Below are 22232 nucleotides of genomic sequence, written 5' to 3'. Positions count from 1 at the left end.
ATTAATCGTACTCAAAAGGCCGTCCAAAGGGCGGCCTTTTGAGTAAAAATAGTTATTAAGCAGCGACCATCTATAGTTTATACCATTGCTACTTTTAATATAAACTTATTGATTTTCGGTGATCTGATCAGGATGTGCAAGATCATAACGATATTCAAAGAAAAAGTATATTGTTACAATTACGTAGCAAAGTGTTGGGACAATGAATGATGTTTGCATAGACCCTGTTAAATCTGAAACTAATCCTTGAATAGCAGGAATTACGGCACCACCAACAATTGCCATAACAATGATAGCACCACCAGTTTCGGTGAAACGCTTATCTTCAATGGTATCTAGCGTGTGAGCATAAATGGTTGGCCACTCTGGTCCAAAGAAGAAGCTTGCGGCTATAGCCATCCAAACGGCTGTCATATTTGGGATAGTAGTTGCAAGGATTAATGTAACTGTTCCAAGTGCTGAGAATATGGTTAAAACGCCGGTAACCGAGTGATCTTTCATTAAGAAGTTAGCACAAAGTTTTCCAACAAACCACGCAGCATAGCTATAGATCATGAAAGTACTTGCATCACTATCGCTGATACTGGTGTTTAAGTTAAGGGCAAGACGAATGGTGAATGACCAAACCGTTGTCTGCATGCCGACGTAAAAGAATTGAGCCATGATCCCCTTTTTGAAACGATAATTTTTTGCGAGGTATTTGATAGTTTCAATTAAGCTGGGGCTAGAGGCTTGTTCTTTTTTTAGGCTAACAGCTTTTGATTTTGGCATTGGAGTAATAGCTAAGATGATTAAGATGGCTATTAATACAACGAGGATATATTTGTAGGGTTGTAATGTCAGCTGAAGCATTTTTTCGCCGTAGGCAATTCGTTCTGCACCATGCATATGACTCATCGTTTCTGACAAATTGCCAACGGAGCCAAAAATAAGGTATTTTCCTAAAATAATACCTGCCATATCGCCAAGGGGAACCAAGGTTTGTGAGATGTTAAGCCTAATATTTGCGAATTTTCTTGGTCCAAGCATGGAGCTATAAGTATCACAAGAGGTTTCTAGAAAACTCAATCCAACTGCAATTGCAAAAATGGCGGCTAAGAACATCGTGTAAGTTGCAACTCGCGAAGCAGGGAAGAACATTGCACAACCAACAATATAAAAGATTAAACCTGTCATAATAGCAAATTTATAACTCTGCTTTTTTATCACGAGTGAAGCAGGAATAGCAATTAAGAAATAGCCACCGTAAAACGCACTTTGAACAAATGCTGTTGCTGCGTCATTCAGCATAAAAACACTCTTAAATTGAGTGATTAAGATATCATTTAAAGATGCTGCTGCTCCCCATAGTGGGAATATTAATGAAATGAGGATGAATTGAAAGATAGGTGTCTTTTCAAGATAACCATCTGCAAATTGAGTCCACCCATGTTTCTTTTCAACTACATGTCTACTTGCGTCCATATTATTGATCCTCCTCGGGAAATTCAAATTTGATAAATAAGAATTAAAATGATTTTAAAAATTAAAAGGTAACGCCAGATTCAAGAATGATATTAGAAAATGGTGTCATTTCACCCGTTCGAACAAATGCATGGCATTTAGCCAGATCTTTTTTTAGGTCAGAGTGTGGCATGAATTCAATCTCTACATCGGGTAGCACATCCTTAATGGCCTTAAGCTGATCGGGATTTTGAGTTTTAATTTCATCGGCAAGATAAATTTTTTGGACTTTTAATTCTGCTAAGACGTTTTTTAAAACGTCCATAAAGCTTGGAATTTCCTTTGTTAAAGCTAAATCGATCTTTTTGGTTCCTAACGGAACGGGCATCCCAGCATCTCCAATACTCAACCAGTCCATATGCCCCATTCCTGCAATAACGGTCGATAATTGTGAATTAATAACAGTGGTTTTTTTCATTTTTATTGTTTCCTCCAAATTTGTGGTTTTATTTATTATTTTCAACTTTTAGAATTTCATCTAATGTTGGGATTGATGGCTGAGCTCCTAATCGTTGAACAGTTAACGAACTTGCGTGTTGTGCAAATGTGACAGCTGTTTCAATATTCGAAAAATCTGTTTTCAATTGGGAAACTAGTGCACCAATAAAAGTATCTCCTGCTGCAGTCGTATCAACGGCTTTTACCTTGAATGCAGGCATTAGAGCATTGTTGCTTTTGGTTGAGTAAAACGCACCTTTATCACCAATGGTGATAATTACATTATCAACTCCAAGAGATGAAAATTTATTAGCTGTGGCGATCATTGAGTCATTATCATCGATTTTAATCCCGGTAATTGAAGCACTCTCCAATTCATTCGGTGTAATGAGATCTGTTAATCTTAATAATTCTGCATCAATTGACTTACTAGGTGCTGGAGCAGGATTCAGGACTGTAGTAACGCCGTTATCTTTTGCAATCTTAAAAGCAGCGATTGCGGCATCTTGTGGTGTTTCAAATTGAGCCACAATAAAGTCTGAACTCTTGATAATCGGTTCCGCTTTTTTTACGTCAGACACAGTAAGAGTTTGATTTGCACCCCCATAAACCAAAATACAATTTTGCCCATTTTGATCCAACATAATATTGGCAGTTCCAGTACCAGTGGTTTCGCTTGTAGTGACGTAAGAATCATTAATGTTATCGTTTTCAAGAGAATGTAACATAAACTTTCCTGCGCCATCATTTCCTACTTGTCCAATAAAAGAGGTTTTTGCACCTGATCGAGCCGCAGCTACTGCTTGATTAGCTCCTTTACCACCAGCTGCATTAGCCTTTTCATGGACTTGGACCGTTTCGCCTGGGTTCGGGAATCTTGTAATTCTAAAGGTAGTGTCAACATTCAGGCTACCTAATACCGTTATCTTGTTCACAAGAACACTTCCTTCTAAAATTAATCTCTTATTAGCAAAAAATCGAACAAAGTAAATCGCTTTAAATAATCGTTTTACTAAACCGATTTAACAGTTTTAAAGCTAGCACGTTTTGAAATCGTTTTCAAGGGTCAGTCACAAATTACTTATTTTAAAACGCGTGACTTTGCGGACTGCTAAAGGCTTTTAAGAGATTAAAATTTTTTTGAACTTTTATTTTTTCCAGCTGAGTCTTTATATATTTTGATTTTTGTGATATTAATGAGTTGTACTTAGATTAATGATTAATTTTTAACGTTTTACTTTTATCAAAGGGAGAAGAATGTAAAATGAGTAGTTTAAAGCATATGCCTACATCACAAGATCAACTAAAAAAGATGGCTGGTGAAAGAGCTGTTGAATTTATTCACAATAATATGGTCGTTGGTTTAGGAACTGGTTCAACTGTTAAGTTTATGGTTGATGCCTTAGGAAAGAAAGTTAAAGATGAAGGACTAACTATTGTTGGAGTTCCCACATCCGAAAGAACACGGTTGCAAGCTAATCGGCTTGGAATTACTACTAAAGGAGTCGATGAGGTTGATCATATTGACTTAACTGTTGATGGTGCGGATCAAATTGATAAAAGATTTCAAGGAATTAAAGGTGGCGGTGGGGCTCACTTATGGGAAAAAATTGTTGCAATTAATTCAGATAAAAACATGTGGATTGTTGACGAAAGCAAGATGACTGATCAATTAGGCTCATTTCCCCTACCGTTAGAGGTAATTCCTTACGGAAGCAAGCAATTATTCAAACGTTTATCAAATAAGGGATTAAATCCTAAGTTTAGGATGAAAGATGGGCAACATGTTTTAACAGATTCGAAAAACTATATAATTGATCTATATTTGCATCAAATTGATGATCCAGAAAAATTAGCTTCCGAATTAGATCATATGACAGGTATTGTTGAGCACGGTTTGTTTTTAAATATTGTGAATACAGTCATTGTTGGATATGAAAGTGGGCCTAAAATTTTACATGCAAGATGAAAATTTGGATTAGCTAACAAAAATTAATGAAAAATGGAAGAAGCTAAAAAGGACGAGCATATTTAAAGGATACAAATTAAACTTGTAATATAATAATAGTGAAAAAGGTAACATGTTCAAGCGCATATTGGAGGGACAACATTATGAAGATAACAACTGCGATTGCAAAAAGCCAAGGGAAGCCTTTAAGTATTGAAAAAGCAGAATTGGATAATCCTAAGCAAAATGAAGTACTGGTTAAAGTTGTTGCATCCGGAATTTGTCACACAGATGCGGCTGGCAGGGACTTAGGTATGACGCCTTATCCAGTTGCTCTGGGTCATGAAGGCGCTGGAATAGTGGAACAAGTTGGTGATGGTGTATCAACAGTTAAGCCTGGTGACCATGTTGTATTATCCTTTTCATACTGTGGACATTGTGAGAATTGCTTGACTGGTCATCCTGCAAACTGTTTTCATCTTAATGAATTAAATTTTGGTGGGCATAACTTTGACGGAACGCATAGAATTCATGATGCTTCAGGAAATAATATTTCGACTTTCTTTGGACAATCATCATTCTCTACTTATTCAGTTGTAGATGAAAATAGTGTTACAAAAGTTTCAAATGCTGTTGATATTAGTCTTTTAGGACCGCTAGGTTGTGGCTTTCAAACAGGAGCCGGTACGGTCTTAAATTATTTGAAACCAGAATTTGGTAGTTCAATTATTATTTTTGGGACAGGAGCCGTGGGGCTATCGGCATTGATGGCAGCTAAAATCGTTGGCTTGGACAATATTATTGCGGTTGACATTCATGAAAATAGGCTAAAGCTTGCTAAGATTTTGGGCGCAACAAAGACTATTAACAGTCAACAGGAAGACATAAACGAAGTAATAAGTAAGTTAACCCCTAATGGTATTGATTACAGTATTGATACTACTGGAGTTCCTTCAGTAATTAAAGAGGCTGTTAGCGTCCTTAAGCCTTCCGGTACTTGTGCATTGCTTGGGATTGCAGGTGATGTTACTTTTAATATTCAACAAGATATTATGGGAGAGTCTAAACATGTCGTGGGGGTAATTGAAGGTGATGCAATTCCACAGCTTTTTATTCCCAAGCTGATAAAATACTATCAAAAGGGAATGTTTCCATTTGATAAATTGATTAGTTTTTATAACTTTGAGGACATTAATCAGGCTTTTTCAGATTCTGCAAGTGGCAGTGTAATTAAACCGATTGTTAAGCTTTCAGAATAAATAACTAATAAAAAAGCGAACAAAAAATAAATATCAAATAAGTTAAATTCAAGCGGGCTAAAGATACGATGTATAATACACTATACATCGTATCTTTAGCCTTTTTTGATTGATAATTAATTAATTAGAAGCGTTTCCAAAAAGCGGTAATTCTTCATTTAAAAAAATCAAGAAAATAAAACTTTTATAGCCCAATATAAATCCCCACTTGACAAGGGCTTTAATACAAGAAATAAAAGCTAGTGTTTTTTTACATTGAATTTTTTTCACAATTACTCATTATTTTAGATGAAACCGTTGACAAAAACGCCGATTAAAGATAGTATTTATATCGAAATAGATAGTATCAATCGGCCAATGATAGTATTTAAATTAAATTTGATAGGAGTTAAATAAAACATGAAAATTGAAAGTTTTCAAACTTATATTGTTCCGCCGCGTTGGTTATTTTTAAAAATTGAAACTGACGAAGGCATAAGCGGCTGGGGAGAACCGGTTATTGAAGGAAAAGCTGCAACCGTTGAGACAGCTGTTCATGAGCTGATGAGCCAGTTGATTGGTTCTGATCCCTTCAGGATTGAAGATGCTTGGGAAAAGATGTACCGCGCAGGCTTTTATCGTGGCGGTCCTATTCTGATGAGCGCAATTGCTGGGATTGATCAAGCATTATGGGATATTAAAGGAAAAGCTTTCAAGGCGCCTATTTATCAATTGATGGGTGGTGCGGTTCGAAACTCAATTAAAGTTTATTCTTGGGTTGGAGCGATCGGCCGAGCAATGTCGGTGCGGCAGCTTTGGAACGAAAAAAAGCTGGGTTCACTGCTATTAAAATGAATGCTACTGATGAGCTACAAATGATTGACAGTTACGAAAAAATTGATGATGTTGTTGCCAGAGTTAAGGCTATTCGGGAAAGCTGTGGCCCTTACTTTGGCATCGCAGTTGATTTTCATGGCAGAGTTCATAAGCCTATGGCTAAAATTTTGGCTAAAGCCTTAGAACCTTACAATTTAATGTTTATGGAAGAACCGGTTTTACCACAAAATAACGAAGATCTTGGTAAGATTACGGAGTTAGTTAAAACTCCTATTGCGACCGGTGAACGAATGTTTTCGAGATGGGACTTTAAGCGGTTGCTTGAGAGTGGCAATGTTGACATTATTCAACCAGACTTGTCACATGCAGGAGGTATTACAGAATGCAAGAAGATTGCCTCAATGGCAGAAGGATACGATGTTGCAGTTGCATTTCATTGCCCACTTGGACCGATCGCTTTAGCATCTTGTTTGCAAGTTGATGCGACAGTTTACAACGCTGTTATTCAGGAGCAAAGTCTCGGAATCCATTACAACAAAACAAATGATCTACTTGATTATATTAAGAACCCCGAGGTTTTTGAATATGACAACGGTTTTGTAAAGATTCCTCAAGGCCCAGGATTAGGAATTGAAGTTAATGAGGAATTGGTAAAAGAGAAGGCTAAAGAAGGACATAATTGGCGGAATCCAGTCTGGCGTCATGAAGATGGTACCATTTCAGAATGGTAATAAGATGGGGTGAGAAGGTATGAAAACAGTCATTACCATTGATACAGGTACGACCAACACACGTGTTGTACTTTGGCAAGATTACGAGCCCGTTTCGATCTCTAAGCGGCCAATAGGCGTCCGAAATACTGCTATTAGTGGTAATAAAAAGGAATTGCAAGGTGCTGTTCGGGAATCCATTCGAGAGGTTTTGTCAAAACAAGATGGTATTAATAAAGACGATTTGGTAGTAATTGCATCCGGAATGATCACGTCTAATTTAGGATTGGTAGAAATTCCTCATTTAAAAGCACCGGTTGGACTATCAGACTTAGCAGAAGGCATGCGGCAAGTATTGATCCCAGAAGTATTTGATCAACCCATCTGGTTTATCCCAGGGGTTAAGAATGACGATCAAGAATTAACCCCAGAAAGTATTGTCGATATGGATGTTATGAGAGGTGAGGAAGTCGAAGCGATCGGGGCAATGGAATCATTACAAATTTCAAAGCCATCTCTCATCATTCTTCCGGGTTCTCATACCAAAATTATTAAGACCAACGCTCAAAAGCAAATAGTTGGATCGATTACTTCTATGACTGGAGAAATTCTTGATTTGCTAACGAAAAAGTCAGTCTTAGCAGACTCAGTAAATGAGCATTTTATCGATAAAATTGACAGAAATTGCTTGATTTTAGGGGCTCAAACAGCTGAAAAAAATGGTTTAGGAAGAACAACGTTTACCGTCCGACTTTTGGGGATGTATACAGATTATAACCGAAATCAACGTGCTAATTATTTGCTAGGAGCGGTTTTGGCAAATGATTTGGTAGCGTTAAAAAAGACTTGTTCCTTCAATGTTGAAGCAGATACGCCAGTTATTATTATTGGCAAGCCGGGCCTTAGAGACGCTTTAAAAATATTGATTGAGGCGGATACAGACTTATCGGAAAAAGTTTATACGGAAGAAATCCAAGACTTAGCTGGTCGAGGTGCTATCCAAATTGCAAAAGGGAGAAAAATATTTGAATTATCAGGAGGTAAATCCCATGAAAATTGAAGATTATCCGAAATTAACTGTTATTATGCGCGGTTATACGTATGAACAAGCATTGTTGATTGTTAAAATTTTGAGTGATTATGATCATCAATTAGCTGTTGAGGTAACAACTAATAATCCAGATCACTTAAAAGTGATTCGGGATGGAAATGAAAAATACGGTGGCAAGGTGTTTATTGGTGTTGGAACAGTCCTAAATGTTACCCAAGCACAAGAAGCAATTGAAGCGGGTGCCAAATTCATGCTTGGACCTCAAGAATTTAACGATGATGTTTATAAAATTGCTAAGGAAAAGCATGTTTTAACAATTCCTGGTGCAATGACACCCACAGAGGTTTACACACAGCTTCAGAAAGGTGCTGATATTGTGAAGATTTTCCCAGCCATCACAACCGGCTCCTCAATTTTTAAACAGATTCAAGGGCCCTTTGGTTCTCAGCGTTTAATGGCAGTTGGTGGTGTTAATCTTCAAAATGCACTAGATTTCTTTAAAAATGGTGCAAGCTATTTGGGAATTGGCTCGAATTTCTTCAATAAACAGGATGTTAACGATTTGAATGAAGCGGGGCTTCGTCAATCGGTAGAAAACTTCTTAAATGTTATTAAACCAATGGAAACACAAATGTGATTAAAATCACAAATCGGTTGATTAAAAATCGTCTTCTTCTGTTGGTAAAAATCGACAGTATGAAGACGATTTTTACGTATTGGAGGTACGTTTATGCCACTTTTAATTGTTGCACTCGGTGTTGTCCTGTTAATCTTTCTCATTGTTAAGTTGAAATTAAATACGTTTGTCTCACTTGTTGTTACTGCTTTTGTGGTTGGTCTAATTCTTGGAACCCCTTTGACAAAATTGCCAACGATTATCACAACTGGTATTGGTGACCAGTTGGGGGACCTGGCGATTATTTTTGGAATGGGTTCAATGATTGGGAAGCTGGTTTCCGATTCAGGAGGCGGATACCGCATTGCACATACATTAATTAATAAGTTTGGACGTAAGCATATTCAGATTGCTGTTGTTTTAGCCTCGTTTATCGTTGGACTAGCACTCTTTTTTGAAGTAGGGTTAGTTGTTTTGCTGCCAATTATTTTCATCATTGCCAGAGAAATTGACATGCCGTTAATGTCACTGGCAATTCCAATGGCAGCAACATTAAACGTGATGCACGGATTTATTCCACCACATCCTGCACCGACTGCAATTACAGGAATTTTTAATGCTAATATCGGACAAGTTATCATCTATGGTATTATCGTCGCAATTCCAACTGTTATTATTTCAGGACCAGTATTTAATCATTTCCTTCATAAATTTTATCCACGGGTTTATCGAATTACAACGGAAATTCCGGCACTTGGCAAGTTTAGAGAATTTAGTTTGGAAGAAACCCCTAAATTCGGAATCAGCGTTTTAACATCAATGATGCCTGTGATTTTAATTGGTATTTCCACTATCTTTGAGTTCACGCTGCCAAGCGGAAGTTCAATTTTAAAGTTAGTTAAATTTATTGGGAACCCTGATGTCGCAATGCTGATCTCACTTATCTTTGCTTTATTTACAATGGGCGTTTTTCAAAAGATTCCTATGAAGGATATCGGCAATACCCTTGAAGGAGCTATCAAGCAAATATCCGTAATGCTATTTATTATTGCTGGTGGTGGTGCATTTAAACAAGTGTTAGTTGAAGGTGGGATTGCAAGCTATGTTTCGCAGATATTTACTAATATGCACATGTCACCACTAATTGCGGCATGGTTAATAGCGGCGGTTTTACGGGTTAGTTTAGGATCTTCAACAGTTTCTGCACTTACTGCGGCTGGATTGGTAGGACCGATGATTGCCTCGTCTGGCGTAAATCCTGCACTGATGGTCTTATCCGTCGGAGCTGGAAGTGTCTTTGCGGACCATGTTAATGATGCCGGATTTTGGATGGTTAAAGAATACTTTGGTCTTTCCTTAAAAGAAACCTTTGTTTCATGGACTACTTTAACGAGTGTTTTAGCAGTTGCGGGCTTATTATCAGTTCTCGTACTTTCATTATTTGTCTAAAATAATTAGTTTTAGATTTAAAAATGTAATCGGATACAATGGCCTTTAATGAACTGGCCATTGTTTTCTTTTTGGAGTAAAATTTTATTTAGACAGGATTGAAAGTGTGGAAAATAGAATATGGGGAAAACATCTGTATACCAGCAAACGATAGACAAATTACAGGCAAAAATATTTAGTGGGTTTTGGAAGCCTGGACAAAGGTTACCAACAATGAAACAATTGGCTAAAGATTTTGGCGTCAGCATTACAACTATGCGTGAGGCTTTAAAATCTCTTGAAAATCGAAATATGATTAGTATTGAGCACGGCCGCGGCATATATGTCCGTAATGATCCTAATTCTGTGAATACTGCAGGGACGGATAAGGTTAAGAGTCTCTCGTTAATGTCTTTATTACATGCCAGGCTACTTGTAGAACCTGAACAAGCGTATTTATGTGCTAAAAATGGCACTAGTATTATTATTGAAAAGTTGCAAAGTCTCTCTGAACAAATGGACAAAGAAATGCGTGTGGGCGGAGATTTCTTAAATGTCGATTTAGAGTTCCATCAATTAGTTGCCGACGGTGCTCAGCAACCGGCTTTGAAGATTATGTCAGATTCATTAAAAAATTATCAAATTGAGAGTCGAGAAAGGACAAATACATTACCCAATATGCGTACCAAAGCCTCTCTTTATCATCAGTTAATTGCGACAGCGATTGCAACAAAAGATGCTGATGAAGCAAAGAAATTAATGGAAATGCATATCATATCAATGATTGATCCACTAAATAAACTGGAAAACAAATGAAAGACTGACATAGTTGCCAAGGTTCTTAATTAGTTTTAGGAATAATTTTAACGTAATGTATCTTGGTAACTTCGGGATATCTTCGCATAAAATTTATAACAGCATATAACTATGGCGGATCGGTTATGCTATAGTACATATTTTTTGTTAGATTTAAGGAGAGCCTATATTGAATTATACGATGAAGGATATTGCCCAAAGGGCTAATGTTTCTGTTAGTAGTGTTTCGTTAGTTTTAAACAACAAACCATCTCGGATACCCAAAGAAACTAAAAATAAAATTCGAAAAATTGCTGAGGAATTAAATTATCGGCCCAATTCAGCTGCCGTTTTTTTAAGTAAGAAAATTAGTTATAATATTGGGTTAATCGTGCCGGATATTACAAATCCCTTTTTTGCTTTTTTAACCAAAACAATTGATGAACGTTTGAGGGCAAGCAACTACTCTACATTATTCGCAGATAGTAACAATTCATTCGAACGTGAAGTACAAATCATTAATAATATGATCTCCCATGGCGTTGATGGTATTTTATTAGTACCCTCAAATAAATTTTTTTATCAACCTCATAATAAACTTCAAGAAATGATTGACAATTTGAATAAACCACTTATTTTATTGAATGCTAGTTCGGATTTAAGAGTAAATTCCGTTAATTTTGATAATGTGTTAGGTGCCATCATGGCAACTGAAGAATTAATCAAATATGGTCATAAAAGTATTGCATTCATTAAGGGTAAAGATCATTTTGTTAATGCACCGGAACGGTATCAAGGTTACAAAGATGCTCTAAAAAAGAACGATATCTTATTGAATCCCAACTATGTTTTTGAAGGTGACTATACAATCCAAAGCGGTTATCAAGTTGCTCCTAATATTTTTAATCAACGTGACATAACTGCGATATTAAGTTCAAACGATTTAATGCTCTTTGGCATCATAAAGTGGGCAAAAGAACATCGGGAGAATGTTTTTAAGCGTTTTTCGATGGTGGGATTTGACAACAATCCTTATACGGAAATTATTGAAGTTCCTTTGACGACGATAGATCAAGAAATCGGAAAAATGGCAGACAAAGCCATCGATTTGTTACTTACAATACTTCGTGAAAAAGTGAGAGATAGCAAACAAATCATTATTAAACCAAGGATTATCCGAAGGAATTCTATAAAAAGCGAACATTCACGATGATGTTAATTTTAATGTACGTATGTTATCGCTTACATGGATTATTTTTTATTGACTATTTTGCATTTGAATGATAAACTCCAATCAAAGCTATTATTATTAATAGTTTTTTATTTAGGCATTTGGTAAAGCGCTTGATCAAAGTCAAAAATAAGCCGGCTTCTTAATTTTGGCGTTTAAGTTTAATGATTTGTTTTAATTTGTAGAAAAAACTGTTATGGATAATTATTTGGAGGATAATATGGCAAAAATTTTATTAGCAGGCGAATCTTGGATTTCTACTACTACGGAATTTAAGGGTTATGATTCATTTACCAGTACCAAATTAGAAATTGGATGTACGGAATTACTCGAATCGTTAAAAAAGTTAGGGCATCTTGTAACCCATATCCGTGCTCATGATGTTCCAGAAGATTTTCCTTGGTCAAAAGAAGCATTGGACGAATATGATGTTATTTTGTTGTCCGATATTGGTTCGAATTCATTTAATCTTTCAAATCATGTTTTTTCAGAAGGGCGACCGACAACTAATAGATTGGAGTTACTTAAGCAATGGGTATTATCAGGTGGCTCATTAATGATGGCGGGTGGTTATTTATCATTTAGTGGCTTTGAAGGGAAAGCTCATTATAGCGGAACACCAATTGAGGATGTATTACCGGTTTTGATTAAACCGTATGATGATCGTGTGGAGGTACCACAAGGAGCCTTACCTGAAATAGCTGTTGACAGTCAGATTACTAATGGCTTGGGAAAATTCCCTGAGATTTTAGGATACCAAACGGTGACCCCTAAAAAAGATGCTCAAATTTTAATGACGGTAGATTCTTCACCTTTGTTAGTTAATCGGACCGTTGGAAAAGGCAGAACGATAGCATATATGACTGATATCGCACCACACTGGGCCTCACAAGATTTTATGGCATGGGAAAATTACGGTGAGTTTTTTTCGAGATGTATCAAATGGCTTAATAAAGACTTGGATTAATAGATCTATCTGTGTACTTGTCTGAAGTGTTTGATTTAGAAATGGGGAATTAAATATGAACAGTCCAAAAATCATAAAAAGTAGTACTGAAAAGACTATTGTTGTACCGCTGCTGGTAGTTGCTACAATCTTGGCAGGAATGCTATCTCCAATGCAATCAGCGGTTAATGGACAAGTAGGCAAACAACTGGGGGACGGTAACGCTTCTGCGGTTGTTTCCTTTGGATCAGGTTTAGTCGTAATGGCAATAATTATTTTGGCCCGTCAAAGTACACGCAGGCAATTTGCTTCTATCCCAAAGAAAATTGTTTCTCATCGCATCCCGTGGTGGAATTGGATTGCTGGATGTTGTGGTGCAATGGTTGTATTTTCTGAAGGTGCATCAGCATCGATACTTGGTGTAGCAACATTTCAGACCACGTTAATTTCGGGGATGGTTATCTCTGGATTGATGTGTGACCGTTTAGGAATTGGAGTACCTGTTAAGCAGCCCTTTAATTTCCCTAGAATTCTTGGGGCAGTATTGGCTATCGTTGCCACTGTATTAGTTGTATTACCTAGTTGGCAAGCTCCTAAAGTGATCGCACTTGCTATCTTGCCATTTTTAGCCGGGCTATTAGCTGGATGGCAACCTGCCGGCAATTCTGCGGTTGCTCAAGAAACCGGCTCAATGCTTGTTTCAATTACTTGGAACTTCATTGTAGGGTTTGGCATTCTTGGTGCTGCGCTTCTTGTGCGCATACTAATGGGGCAACTGACCTTTAACTTGCCTTCAGCTTGGTGGATGTATTTAGGTGGCCCTCTAGGATTACTTTCGATTGCCTTAATGGCCTTATTAGTTCGCGGATTGGGACTATTACTTTTAGGCTTGGCTTCTACAGCAGGTCAACTAATTGGCTCTGTTTTGATAGATTGGCTTATTCCTCAACTTGGTAATGAAGTTTACTTTGTAACTATTCTGGGGGCTCTTGTAGCTTTGATAGGTGCAGGAATTGCCATGATTCCATCTGCAAATAAGCATGTTGCTGTTGATGAGCTTGAGAACCATCAAGTTTAAACGAGGAGGAAATCTAATGGCTTGTACGGGAATTGAATTAATTAGTAAGCAGGGGAATCCATATTGGGGAAGAACACAGGATTTTGAACAACACTTTGAATACTCTGGTGTTAAAATTCCTAAAGGCTATATATTTTCGGCGGCCTATACACCATTTGAAACGAAGCTGAATGTAATGGGGATTGTGTGGGCAAAAGATATTCATAAGTCTCCAGTATTACTTGATGGGATTAATGATTTTGGCATTTGCGGTGGTTCATTTTACTTTGATCATTTTTATCGATACGCCAAAACTAAAGACATTAGAAGCCAAGGAAAAGTTGCAATTCGGGGGGAAGAATTGTGCACTTGGATTCTGACACATTATTCAAGCTTGGATGATATTAAAAATAATCTTCAAAGTGATGTTGGTATTACTAATGAACCTGGTCCAATGATGGGGATGTCAGTCCCGCAACACTGTGTATTTCAGGATGAATCGGGGCGTGCTATTGTAGTTGAACCATCAATCAATAACGGATTTAGGATTTTTGAGAATCCGGTTGGCGTTTTTACCAACGCGCCTACTTTTGACTGGCATTTAAATAATTTGAAAACTTGGTTGGAAAGAATTACTGACAGAACTTACGAATACGATGATGAGGAGGCTGTTGAACCAATTTCATTAGACGAGTCAACTAGTGGTTTGGTTGGAATACCAGCTGATTATAAACCAGAATCTCGTTTCTTGAGAGCAGCAATTTCAAAATTGCTTTCGGTCAATGTAGATGATGTAGAGGCGTTAAACCAGATATTCCAGCTACTAACGTCAGTTAATACACCAAAAGGTTCACTTCGCATTAAAAACGGAGTTGAGAAAAACACGCTGGTGGCATGGACACAATATACGTCTGGTTATGATATTAAGAGAAAAAAGCTTTATGCGTTTACGTACGACAATCGTAATTTAAGATCGTTGGATTATGGAGATCCAGAAACATGGGGAAATAAAATTAGGTATTTTAGTTTTATTTCTAAGCAGAGTGCCATTCCTTTTATTGAAAAAAATGAATGGTCAGAGGGTGAAAATACAATTTAAAATAAATTTGGCTGATTACTGTAATTCTTAACTTGGCATATTGAAAGTCGTCCAACTTTTTGCAAAACAACAAAGGTTGGACGACTTTGTTTTGCAAAAAAAGATTTCCGTTAGAAAAAAATTAATGAATTTAGTGAAATCGTGTTGACATTACAATTAAATGTGATTATAGTGAGAATTAATCATTTTTATATGATGTTATATAACGTATTAGAGGAGTGTGTTGCTTATGAAGAAAAATGTAAAATTGTTTGCTTTGATGGCTGTTTTATTTCTCAGTGTTTTCACCTTATCTGCTTGTGGGAAATCGGCTAATCAATCATCACTGCAAAAAATAAAAAGCAGGGGTACTTTAATTGTTGGTATGATTAGCTCAAACCCGCCATATGAATTTCACACAACAGAAAACGGAAAGGACAAATTGAGAGGATCTGATTTACTTCTTATTAAAAAATTAGCTAAAAAAATGCATACTAAGTATCAAATTAAGAGTATGGATATGAACGGAATCTTGCCAGCTCTTCAAACTGGAAAGGTTGATATGCTCGTTACTTCTTTGAGCCCAACGCCAGAGCGAAAAAAGGCAGCTACATTTTCAAAGATTTACTATAAGAGTACCAACACGTTAGTTGTTAGAAAACAGGATTTGTCGAAATACAACAAAAATCCTAAGCTGTTTAACCATTCAACGATTGCAGTTGTTAATTCATCAACCCAGCAGCCAATGATTCAAAAGCTCTATCCAAATGCACATTTGAAAATGTTTGGAACTATTCCTGATTTGGCGTTGGCAGTAAATAATAAAAAAGCAGATGCCTTTTCCATTGATTTACCAACTACAGCATTGTTACTTCGTCAAAATAAAGGATTACGTGAAACCAACTTTCGGCATAAAGATGCAAGCAATGGTGCGGCAATTGCAATGCCAAAAAACACAACTAAGGATTTAGTAAATTTGGTTAACAAAGTAATTGATCAGAATAAGGACAATTATAAGCATTGGGTTTTGCAACAAACAAAATACGTTCAGCAGTAACTACAAGTTGTTAAAGTGAGGTGAAGTTTAATGACATTTATTCAAAGCTTTTCGTTTCTGGGACAATATTGGAAATTCTTTGTTAATGGACTGTACATCACAGTGGCCTTGGCAATTATTTCTATAATTTTGGGGACCATTTTGGGTGTTGTTTTGACAATGATGAAGAGATCAAAAGTTAAGGTTATTTCTATCATTGCTAAGGCGTATATTGGTTCATCAGAGATACTCCACTTTTAGTCCAGATCTACATTGTTTACATAGGATTACCGATTATTACAGGGATGGAAGTTCCAGATTTCTTGACGGGGATTATTGCACTAACTCTATATTCTGCCGCTTATATTGCTGAAATCATTCGATCTGGTATTGAATCGTTACCAGTCGGGCAAACAGAAGCTGCGAGTAGTTTAGGGATGTCACGATGCAAATAATGAAAGATATTATTTTGCCACAAGCCGTTAAAAATATTTTACCGGCATTAGGTAATCAATTCATCGGAAATGTTAAAGATTCCTCTTTGGTTTCTGTTCTGGGAATAACCGACCTAATGTATCAGGCACAAACCGTTCGAGGATCAACGGCACTTGGTATCCAACCCATATTAGTTGCGTCGGTCATTTATTTAATCTTGACGTGGCTACTGAATCGAATTCTTGCTATTTACGAAAAGAGGTTGAGAGTTAGTGATAACCATTAGACATTTAAGCAAAACCTTTGGAAAAAACAAAGTTTTGAAGGATATCAACTTAGAGATTAAAAAAGGTGAAGTGATCGTCATTATTGGCCCTTCAGGTTCTGGAAAGAGTACTTTATTGCGGTGCTTGAATTTATTAGAGTATCCGACTAGTGGAACTATTGAATTTGAAAATAAGAAAATTAGTTCCAACCTTAAAAATGATGAAAAGCGTAAAGTTAGAGAAAAGATGGGGATGGTTTTTCAGCAGTTTAATCTCTTTCCGCACTTTACTGTTTTGGAAAATATTCGGCATGCTCCAATGGTGGTTAAAGGTGAGAAAAAAAGTCGGGCTACCCAGAAGGCGCTTAGTTTATTGCGTGAGGTTGGCTTAGAAGATAAGAAAAATGCGTATCCTGCTTCCCTGTCAGGCGGTCAACAACAACGAATTGCCATTGCCAGATCATTGGCTATGGATCCAGAAGTTATGCTCTTTGATGAGCCAACTTCTGCTTTGGATCCTGAAATGGTTGAGGAAGTTCTTCAAGTTATGAAGAAATTAGCGCAAACAGGAATGACAATGATTGTTGTTACGCATGAAATGGGTTTTGCAAGACAGGTTGGTAATCGTGTTGTCTTTATAGATGATGGCAAGGTCCTTGAAAATGAAAAGCCTGATATATTGTTTAATCATCCTCAACATGCTAGGACAAAAGACTTTATTTCTAAAATTTTGTATACTTAGAACTTTATCTTGGAAGGAGAAACAACATCTTATGCTAGAGAGAGCTAATATTGCTCCATTGTACTTGCAAATTAGAAATAAAATCATTGAGGAAATTAATACAGGTGTCTATGCGGTTGGAACTCAAATTCCGCCAGAACAGGAATTAGAGAAAGCTTACGACGTGAGTCGAATTACTATTCGTAGAGCCATTAATGATTTGGTTAACAGCGGTTACTTAGTTAAAAAGCAAGGTAAAGGTACCTTCGTTCTTAACCACAAAATGGAAAGAAATTTACTATCTTTGAACAGTTATACGGAGTTTATGTTGCACAATGAAGAAGTTCCTAAAAGGGAAATCATTAGTTTAGAAAAGGTGCAGGCCAATGAAAACATTTCTAAACTAATGAATATTAAAAGAGGCGATTGGGTAGTGCGACTTGCACGTACTATGACCTTTGAACCGCGAAATAAAGGGTATGAGATTACCTATTATCCAGCGTCACGATTCCCGGGTCTAGAACTTTTAGTGGATCAAGACAGCTCCGTTAGCAAAATACTGCAGCAAAAGTATCAAGTTCAAACTGCGTCAAATCATAAGGTTTTAAATTTGGTTACTATACAAACACAGGTTGCTGCGCTAATGGGATTAGCAATTGGGTCAGACGCTTATAAATTAGAGAAAGTAGCTCGGGATCGCAATAAACAAACGATATATTACTCAATCATGTATTATGATCCGAGAAAATTTAGTTTTGTTATTGATGATTGAGGGGGTCATTAAGTGAAAGTAGTTGGTGTTGGAGACAATGTTGTAGATATGTATGTCGATAAAGGGAAAATGTTCTTAGGCGGAAACGCGTTAAATTTTTCTGTTTTCGCGTCGAAGTTGCAGTATCAATCCGCATTTGTTGGCGTGTTTGGTAATGATCCGTTAGCTGATTATGCCAGGGCGGTTTTGAAAAATTTCAAAATTGAATTACAACACTCTAAAATTATCGCTGGTGAAAATGGATATTCTCGAGTAACTATCAAAGATGGGGATCGAGTTTTCTTAGATAGCAATAAAGGAGGTGTACTTAGTCCTGGTTTAAAGTTAAATGAAAATGATATCCATTACATCAATCAATTTTCGGTTGCTCACTTTAATATTAATGGATTAGCTGACAGTTATTTATCGAGGATAAGGGGACCAAAAATTATTTATGATTTCTCAGATCTTTACACAATTGAAAAAGTTAAACAACTTGCTCCTTTTATTGACCTTGGTTGTTTTTCTGTAAGTCATTTAAGCAGGCATGAGATCGTTGATTTATGCAAGATGGGTTATAGTGCTGGTATTAAGCTGGTCTTATGCACCATGGGAAGCAAGGGGGCAGTTGCCTATTCCGGTAATCAGTTCACTTGGCAACCTGCTCTAGCATCAACTGCGGTTGATACGATGGGTGCTGGTGACGCTTTTATAACCGCTTTTGGAATAAATACGTTTCATCTGCAGATGACAAAAGAAAATTACCAATTAGAAAGTGATCTGAAAGAATCATTGGTGTTAGCATCAAAATTTGCGGCACAGCAAATTAAAATTCCAGGTTCTTTTGATTATGGAACTGATTTGCTAAAAAAGTATAGTACTTTGTAGGCCGTTACATAAACGAGAGGAGAAACGATTATGGAAACACAAACAACTTCAGAAAAAGACATCAAAGCAATCATTGAGGATATTCAAAAGAAACAGGCTGACATTGACACAGTTTTATTTATCGGCTGTGGTGCATCAATGTCTGAGCTTTATGGTGGAAAGTACTTTCTTCAACAAAATAGTCGTCAATTAAAAACTAATTTATTGAATGCAAACGAATTTAATTATGCTAGGCCGTTAAGTGCTGGTAAACATTGTATTTGTATTATTGCCTCACATGGAGGGAATACCCCTGAATCGGTAGAAGCTGTTCACAATGCCAAGAAGTGGAGATGCCATACTATTGCCATTACTCATGAAGTGGGATCAGATCTGACAAAGGAGGCAGACTACGTTGTAACTCATGCATTTTTTGAAAGTTACGCAACAAAAGCTGCTAAGCAAAAGGTTGTTACAGAAATCGCATTGGAATGTTTACAGACTTTTGAAGGGTATCAATATTATGATGAAATGTTGACAGCCTTTAAAAAGATCGATCAAGTTATTAATAATGCTGCCGCAAGTGTTATTGAAAGTGCAAAAGACTTTGGTCAGACCTATAAAAATGACTCTCTTATTTATACGCTTGCTAGTGGGCCTTCTTTTGGGGCAGGGTATTCAACAGCCAACTTTATTTTTATGGAAATGCAATGGATTGCTTCGCCAGTACTCGATAGTGGAGAATATTTCCACGGCCCCTTTGAAATGACTAATTCGGGGACTCCCTATGTTCTATTTATGAATGATGGATCAACACGGCATTTAGATACTCGTGCACTTGAATTTCTGCAGAGATTCAATGCGCGTTATACCGTAATTGATGCTAAAGACTACGGGTTGGATCAAGCTGCTAGTCAAAATGTTATTGATTATTTCAACCCATTGCTGCTAACTGGTGTTATGCGAGTTTATATGGAACAGTTAGCAATTGCCCGAAACCACCCTTATACTAAGCGTCAATATATGTGGAAACTTGAAAATTATTAGAAAAGGGTTGCTATTGTACTCAACTAACATTTTGAATATCGAATCTGGAGGTAAATCGTAATGAAAAACGGTACTCACATTATTAAGTTGGATAATGGCTACAGTTTATGGACTCATACTTGGAATTCTGGGGGTAGAGATCGACTATTGTGCCTTCATGGCGGACCGGGTGATACACATGAGGTTTATGAACAATTTGGTTCGGAATTGAAAGATCTCGATATTGAGGTAAACACTTATGATCAACTTGGTTCGTGGTACTCTGATACTCCGGATTGGGATAATCCGGATATTCGGAAAAAATATTTAAATGTTGAATATTACGTTAATGAGATTGAAGAAGTACGGCAAAAATTAGGCTTAGATAAGTTCTATTTGGCTGGGCATTCTTGGGGCGGTATGATTTCAATGATTTATGCTCGACGCCATCCAGAACATTTAAAGGGATTAATCATTATTAGTATGATCGATAATATTGCCGATTATATTGAAAGAATGAAGCTAATCCGTAAGCAAGAATTTTCTCCCGCGCAATTGCAGTATATGGATGATATTGAACGACGCGGTGAGTTTTCGGATGCTACCTATCGAAGATATATTGGTCATCTATACGATGAGTATATTCATCGTAGAAAACCAGCTGCTCAGGCGCATGTAACCGATATTCAATCTAAAGCAGTTTACAATTATTTCCAAGGTGATAATGAATTTGTAGTAACTGGTGATTTGGATGCATGGGATTTTCGTAATGAGATCAAGAAGATTAACGTTCCAACGCAACTTATGTTTGCTGACCATGAAACCATGCCTTTACAGACTGCTAAAAGGATGGCAGATGATTTTCCACATGCCCGCCTTGCTGTCACACCGGGTGGTGGCCATAATCATATGATCGATAATCCAGATGTTTTTTTTACGAATCTGAAAAATTATTTTAAAGATGTTAGAACTGACAAATTCTAAAGCAAAAAGTGAGTTGAGAATATGAAAAATGCACAGAACAAGTCTTCCAGCTTATCAGATTTTGGTTATCAGCAACAGTTGGAGCGTTCATTGACTCTAAAAGATTTGATCATTTATGGTTTGATCTTTATGGTTCCGATTGCACCTTTTGGAATTTATGGTTCAGTCATTTCCTCGTCACAGGGGATGATTGCCTTGACTTACCTAATCGGAATGGTCGCTATGTTTTTCACAGCTATTAGCTATGGTCAAATGTCACAAGCTTTTCCAATTGCCGGATCTGTTTACGCATATGCGCAACGGGGAATTAACAAAAGTGTTGGTTTCTTAGCTGGTTGGATGATTATTTTAGATTACATCTTTGTACCATCGTTGCTTTATGTAATCTCGGCAAATTCTATTAAATCACTCTTACCTAATATCCCAGTTTGGATTTGGTTAGTCATTTTTATTGGACTAAATACGATAATTAATGTTTTGGGAATTGAATTTACAGCAAAAACTAATATTATCTTTTTGATTGGTGAATTGCTAGTCTTGTTTATTTTTATGGCTTTTGGATTGTGGGGATTACTTCATGATGTAGGAAACGGTTTTACGATTAAACCATTTTACAACGCTGATCACTTTAATATGAACTTCGTTTTGACGGCAGTCTCTGTGGCAGTTTTAAGTTTCTTAGGTTTTGACGGTATTAGCACGCTAGCAGAGGAAACTCGTGGTGGAAACAAAACGGTTGGTAAGGCAATATTATGGGCGTTGATAATAGTTGGCGTTTTATTTATCGCCCAAACCTACATTGCTAGTCTTATTATGCCGGATTATACATCATTTAGAGATTTAGATACCGCCTTTTACGAAATAGCTTTTAAAGTTGGTGGACCTTTTCTTCAATATTTGACGACCATTGCTACAATTTTAGCTTGGGGTATTGCCAATGCATTAGCGGCTCAGGCTGCTATTTCGCGAATTTTGTTTGGGATGGCTCGGGATAAAACATTACCGAAAGTTCTTGCTAAAGTTCATCCAAAGTTTAAAACACCTTATATTAGTACTTATCTAGTTGGAGGTATTTCGTTAATTGTTGGTTTGATTTTTATGGATAACGTGGGTGTTTTATCATCCATCGTTAATTGCGGTGCATTAACAGCATTCTTAGTAATTCATGTATCCGTAATCTATTATTACATCATTAAAAATGGCTCTAAACATTACTGGAAACACCTAGTTTCACCATTAATTGGATTCATTATTATTGGATTTGTTCTGAT

General features: G+C 36.8%; 21 protein-coding genes and 2 pseudogenes. 20 read left to right on the top strand and 3 right to left on the bottom strand.

Features of this window, described 5'->3' with window-relative positions:
* Positions 1–105: 105 nt before the first annotated feature.
* The 3 genes from fucP to rbsK form a co-directional block, all read right to left on the bottom strand.
* Positions 106–1464, bottom strand: a complete 1359-nt coding sequence (gene fucP / locus JCM14108_RS11570; protein WP_035180997.1) for an L-fucose:H+ symporter permease — start codon at positions 1462–1464, stop codon at positions 106–108.
* Positions 1465–1525: 61 nt separating this feature from the next.
* Positions 1526–1921: a D-ribose pyranase gene (rbsD, locus tag JCM14108_RS11565; RefSeq protein WP_035180995.1), complete on the bottom strand. Its 396-nt coding sequence runs from the start codon at positions 1919–1921 to the stop codon at positions 1526–1528.
* Positions 1922–1949: 28 nt separating this feature from the next.
* Positions 1950–2876 carry a ribokinase gene (rbsK, locus tag JCM14108_RS11560; protein ID WP_035180993.1) on the bottom strand — a complete coding sequence of 309 codons (927 nt, stop codon included), beginning with the start codon at positions 2874–2876 and terminating at the stop codon, positions 1950–1952.
* A gap of 329 nt (positions 2877–3205) precedes the next feature.
* Between rbsK and rpiA the strand changes: the two genes are divergently transcribed.
* The 20 genes and pseudogenes from rpiA to JCM14108_RS11465 all read left to right on the top strand — a co-directional run.
* Entirely contained in the window at positions 3206–3910 is a 705-nt protein-coding gene (rpiA, locus tag JCM14108_RS11555; RefSeq protein WP_235807053.1) for a ribose-5-phosphate isomerase RpiA, read from the top strand.
* Between the two features lie 143 nt (positions 3911–4053).
* Complete coding sequence (locus JCM14108_RS11550) at positions 4054–5148, top strand: NAD(P)-dependent alcohol dehydrogenase (protein WP_035180989.1); 1095 nt, start codon at positions 4054–4056, stop codon at positions 5146–5148.
* Positions 5149–5547: 399 nt separating this feature from the next.
* Positions 5548–6695, top strand: a pseudogene (gene dgoD, locus JCM14108_RS11545) (galactonate dehydratase).
* A 19-nt stretch (positions 6696–6714) separates the two neighbouring features.
* On the top strand, positions 6715–7734 hold the full coding sequence (locus JCM14108_RS11540) for a 2-dehydro-3-deoxygalactonokinase (protein ID WP_035180985.1): 1020 nt from the start codon (positions 6715–6717) through the stop codon (positions 7732–7734).
* On the top strand, positions 7724–8362 hold the full coding sequence (locus JCM14108_RS11535) for a bifunctional 4-hydroxy-2-oxoglutarate aldolase/2-dehydro-3-deoxy-phosphogluconate aldolase (protein WP_035180981.1): 639 nt from the start codon (positions 7724–7726) through the stop codon (positions 8360–8362). The genes JCM14108_RS11540 and JCM14108_RS11535 overlap by 11 nt, the downstream gene beginning before the upstream one ends.
* A gap of 93 nt (positions 8363–8455) precedes the next feature.
* A complete protein-coding gene (locus tag JCM14108_RS11530) occupies positions 8456–9790 on the top strand; it encodes a gluconate:H+ symporter (RefSeq protein ID WP_035180978.1) in 1335 nt (444 codons plus the stop codon).
* 120 nt (positions 9791–9910) lie between these two features.
* Positions 9911–10585, top strand: a complete 675-nt coding sequence (locus tag JCM14108_RS11525) for a FadR/GntR family transcriptional regulator (protein WP_035180974.1) — start codon at positions 9911–9913, stop codon at positions 10583–10585.
* Between the two features lie 169 nt (positions 10586–10754).
* The gene (locus tag JCM14108_RS11520; RefSeq protein ID WP_035180970.1) at positions 10755–11777 is read left to right on the top strand and encodes a LacI family DNA-binding transcriptional regulator; all 1023 of its coding nucleotides are present in this window, start codon (positions 10755–10757) and stop codon (positions 11775–11777) included.
* Between the two features lie 238 nt (positions 11778–12015).
* Positions 12016–12762: a glutamine amidotransferase gene (locus JCM14108_RS11515; protein WP_035180966.1), complete on the top strand. Its 747-nt coding sequence runs from the start codon at positions 12016–12018 to the stop codon at positions 12760–12762.
* A gap of 55 nt (positions 12763–12817) precedes the next feature.
* Entirely contained in the window at positions 12818–13819 is a 1002-nt protein-coding gene (locus tag JCM14108_RS11510) for a DMT family transporter (RefSeq protein WP_035180963.1), read from the top strand.
* Positions 13820–13835: 16 nt separating this feature from the next.
* A complete protein-coding gene (locus JCM14108_RS11505) occupies positions 13836–14897 on the top strand; it encodes a linear amide C-N hydrolase (protein ID WP_035180961.1) in 1062 nt (353 codons plus the stop codon).
* A 229-nt stretch (positions 14898–15126) separates the two neighbouring features.
* A complete protein-coding gene (locus JCM14108_RS11500) occupies positions 15127–15933 on the top strand; it encodes a transporter substrate-binding domain-containing protein (protein ID WP_035180958.1) in 807 nt (268 codons plus the stop codon).
* A 30-nt stretch (positions 15934–15963) separates the two neighbouring features.
* On the top strand, positions 15964–16173 hold the full coding sequence (locus JCM14108_RS15545) for an ABC transporter permease family protein (RefSeq protein WP_237745821.1): 210 nt from the start codon (positions 15964–15966) through the stop codon (positions 16171–16173).
* Positions 16152–16633: pseudogene (locus JCM14108_RS15540) on the top strand (amino acid ABC transporter permease). Before JCM14108_RS15545 ends, JCM14108_RS15540 begins: the two are co-directional and overlap by 22 nt.
* A complete protein-coding gene (locus tag JCM14108_RS11490) occupies positions 16620–17354 on the top strand; it encodes an amino acid ABC transporter ATP-binding protein (RefSeq protein WP_035180956.1) in 735 nt (244 codons plus the stop codon). The pseudogene JCM14108_RS15540 and the gene JCM14108_RS11490 overlap by 14 nt, the downstream one beginning before the upstream one ends.
* A 31-nt stretch (positions 17355–17385) precedes the next feature.
* A complete protein-coding gene (locus tag JCM14108_RS11485; protein WP_035180954.1) occupies positions 17386–18105 on the top strand; it encodes a GntR family transcriptional regulator in 720 nt (239 codons plus the stop codon).
* A gap of 12 nt (positions 18106–18117) precedes the next feature.
* Entirely contained in the window at positions 18118–18972 is an 855-nt protein-coding gene (locus JCM14108_RS11480) for a PfkB family carbohydrate kinase (RefSeq protein WP_035180952.1), read from the top strand.
* Between the two features lie 30 nt (positions 18973–19002).
* Entirely contained in the window at positions 19003–19998 is a 996-nt protein-coding gene (locus JCM14108_RS11475; RefSeq protein WP_035180950.1) for an SIS domain-containing protein, read from the top strand.
* Positions 19999–20058: 60 nt separating this feature from the next.
* Positions 20059–20961 carry a proline iminopeptidase-family hydrolase gene (locus JCM14108_RS11470; protein WP_035180949.1) on the top strand — a complete coding sequence of 301 codons (903 nt, stop codon included), beginning with the start codon at positions 20059–20061 and terminating at the stop codon, positions 20959–20961.
* A gap of 21 nt (positions 20962–20982) precedes the next feature.
* Positions 20983–22232 (top strand): APC family permease (locus tag JCM14108_RS11465; protein WP_035180947.1); only part of this gene is annotated, 1250 nt, incomplete at its 3' end.

Origin of the sequence: Lentilactobacillus farraginis DSM 18382 = JCM 14108, from assembly GCF_000583655.1 — a bacterium.
GTDB classification, from domain to species: Bacteria; Bacillota; Bacilli; order Lactobacillales; family Lactobacillaceae; genus Lentilactobacillus; species Lentilactobacillus farraginis.
This window is presented reverse-complemented; position numbering and strand designations above follow the sequence as displayed.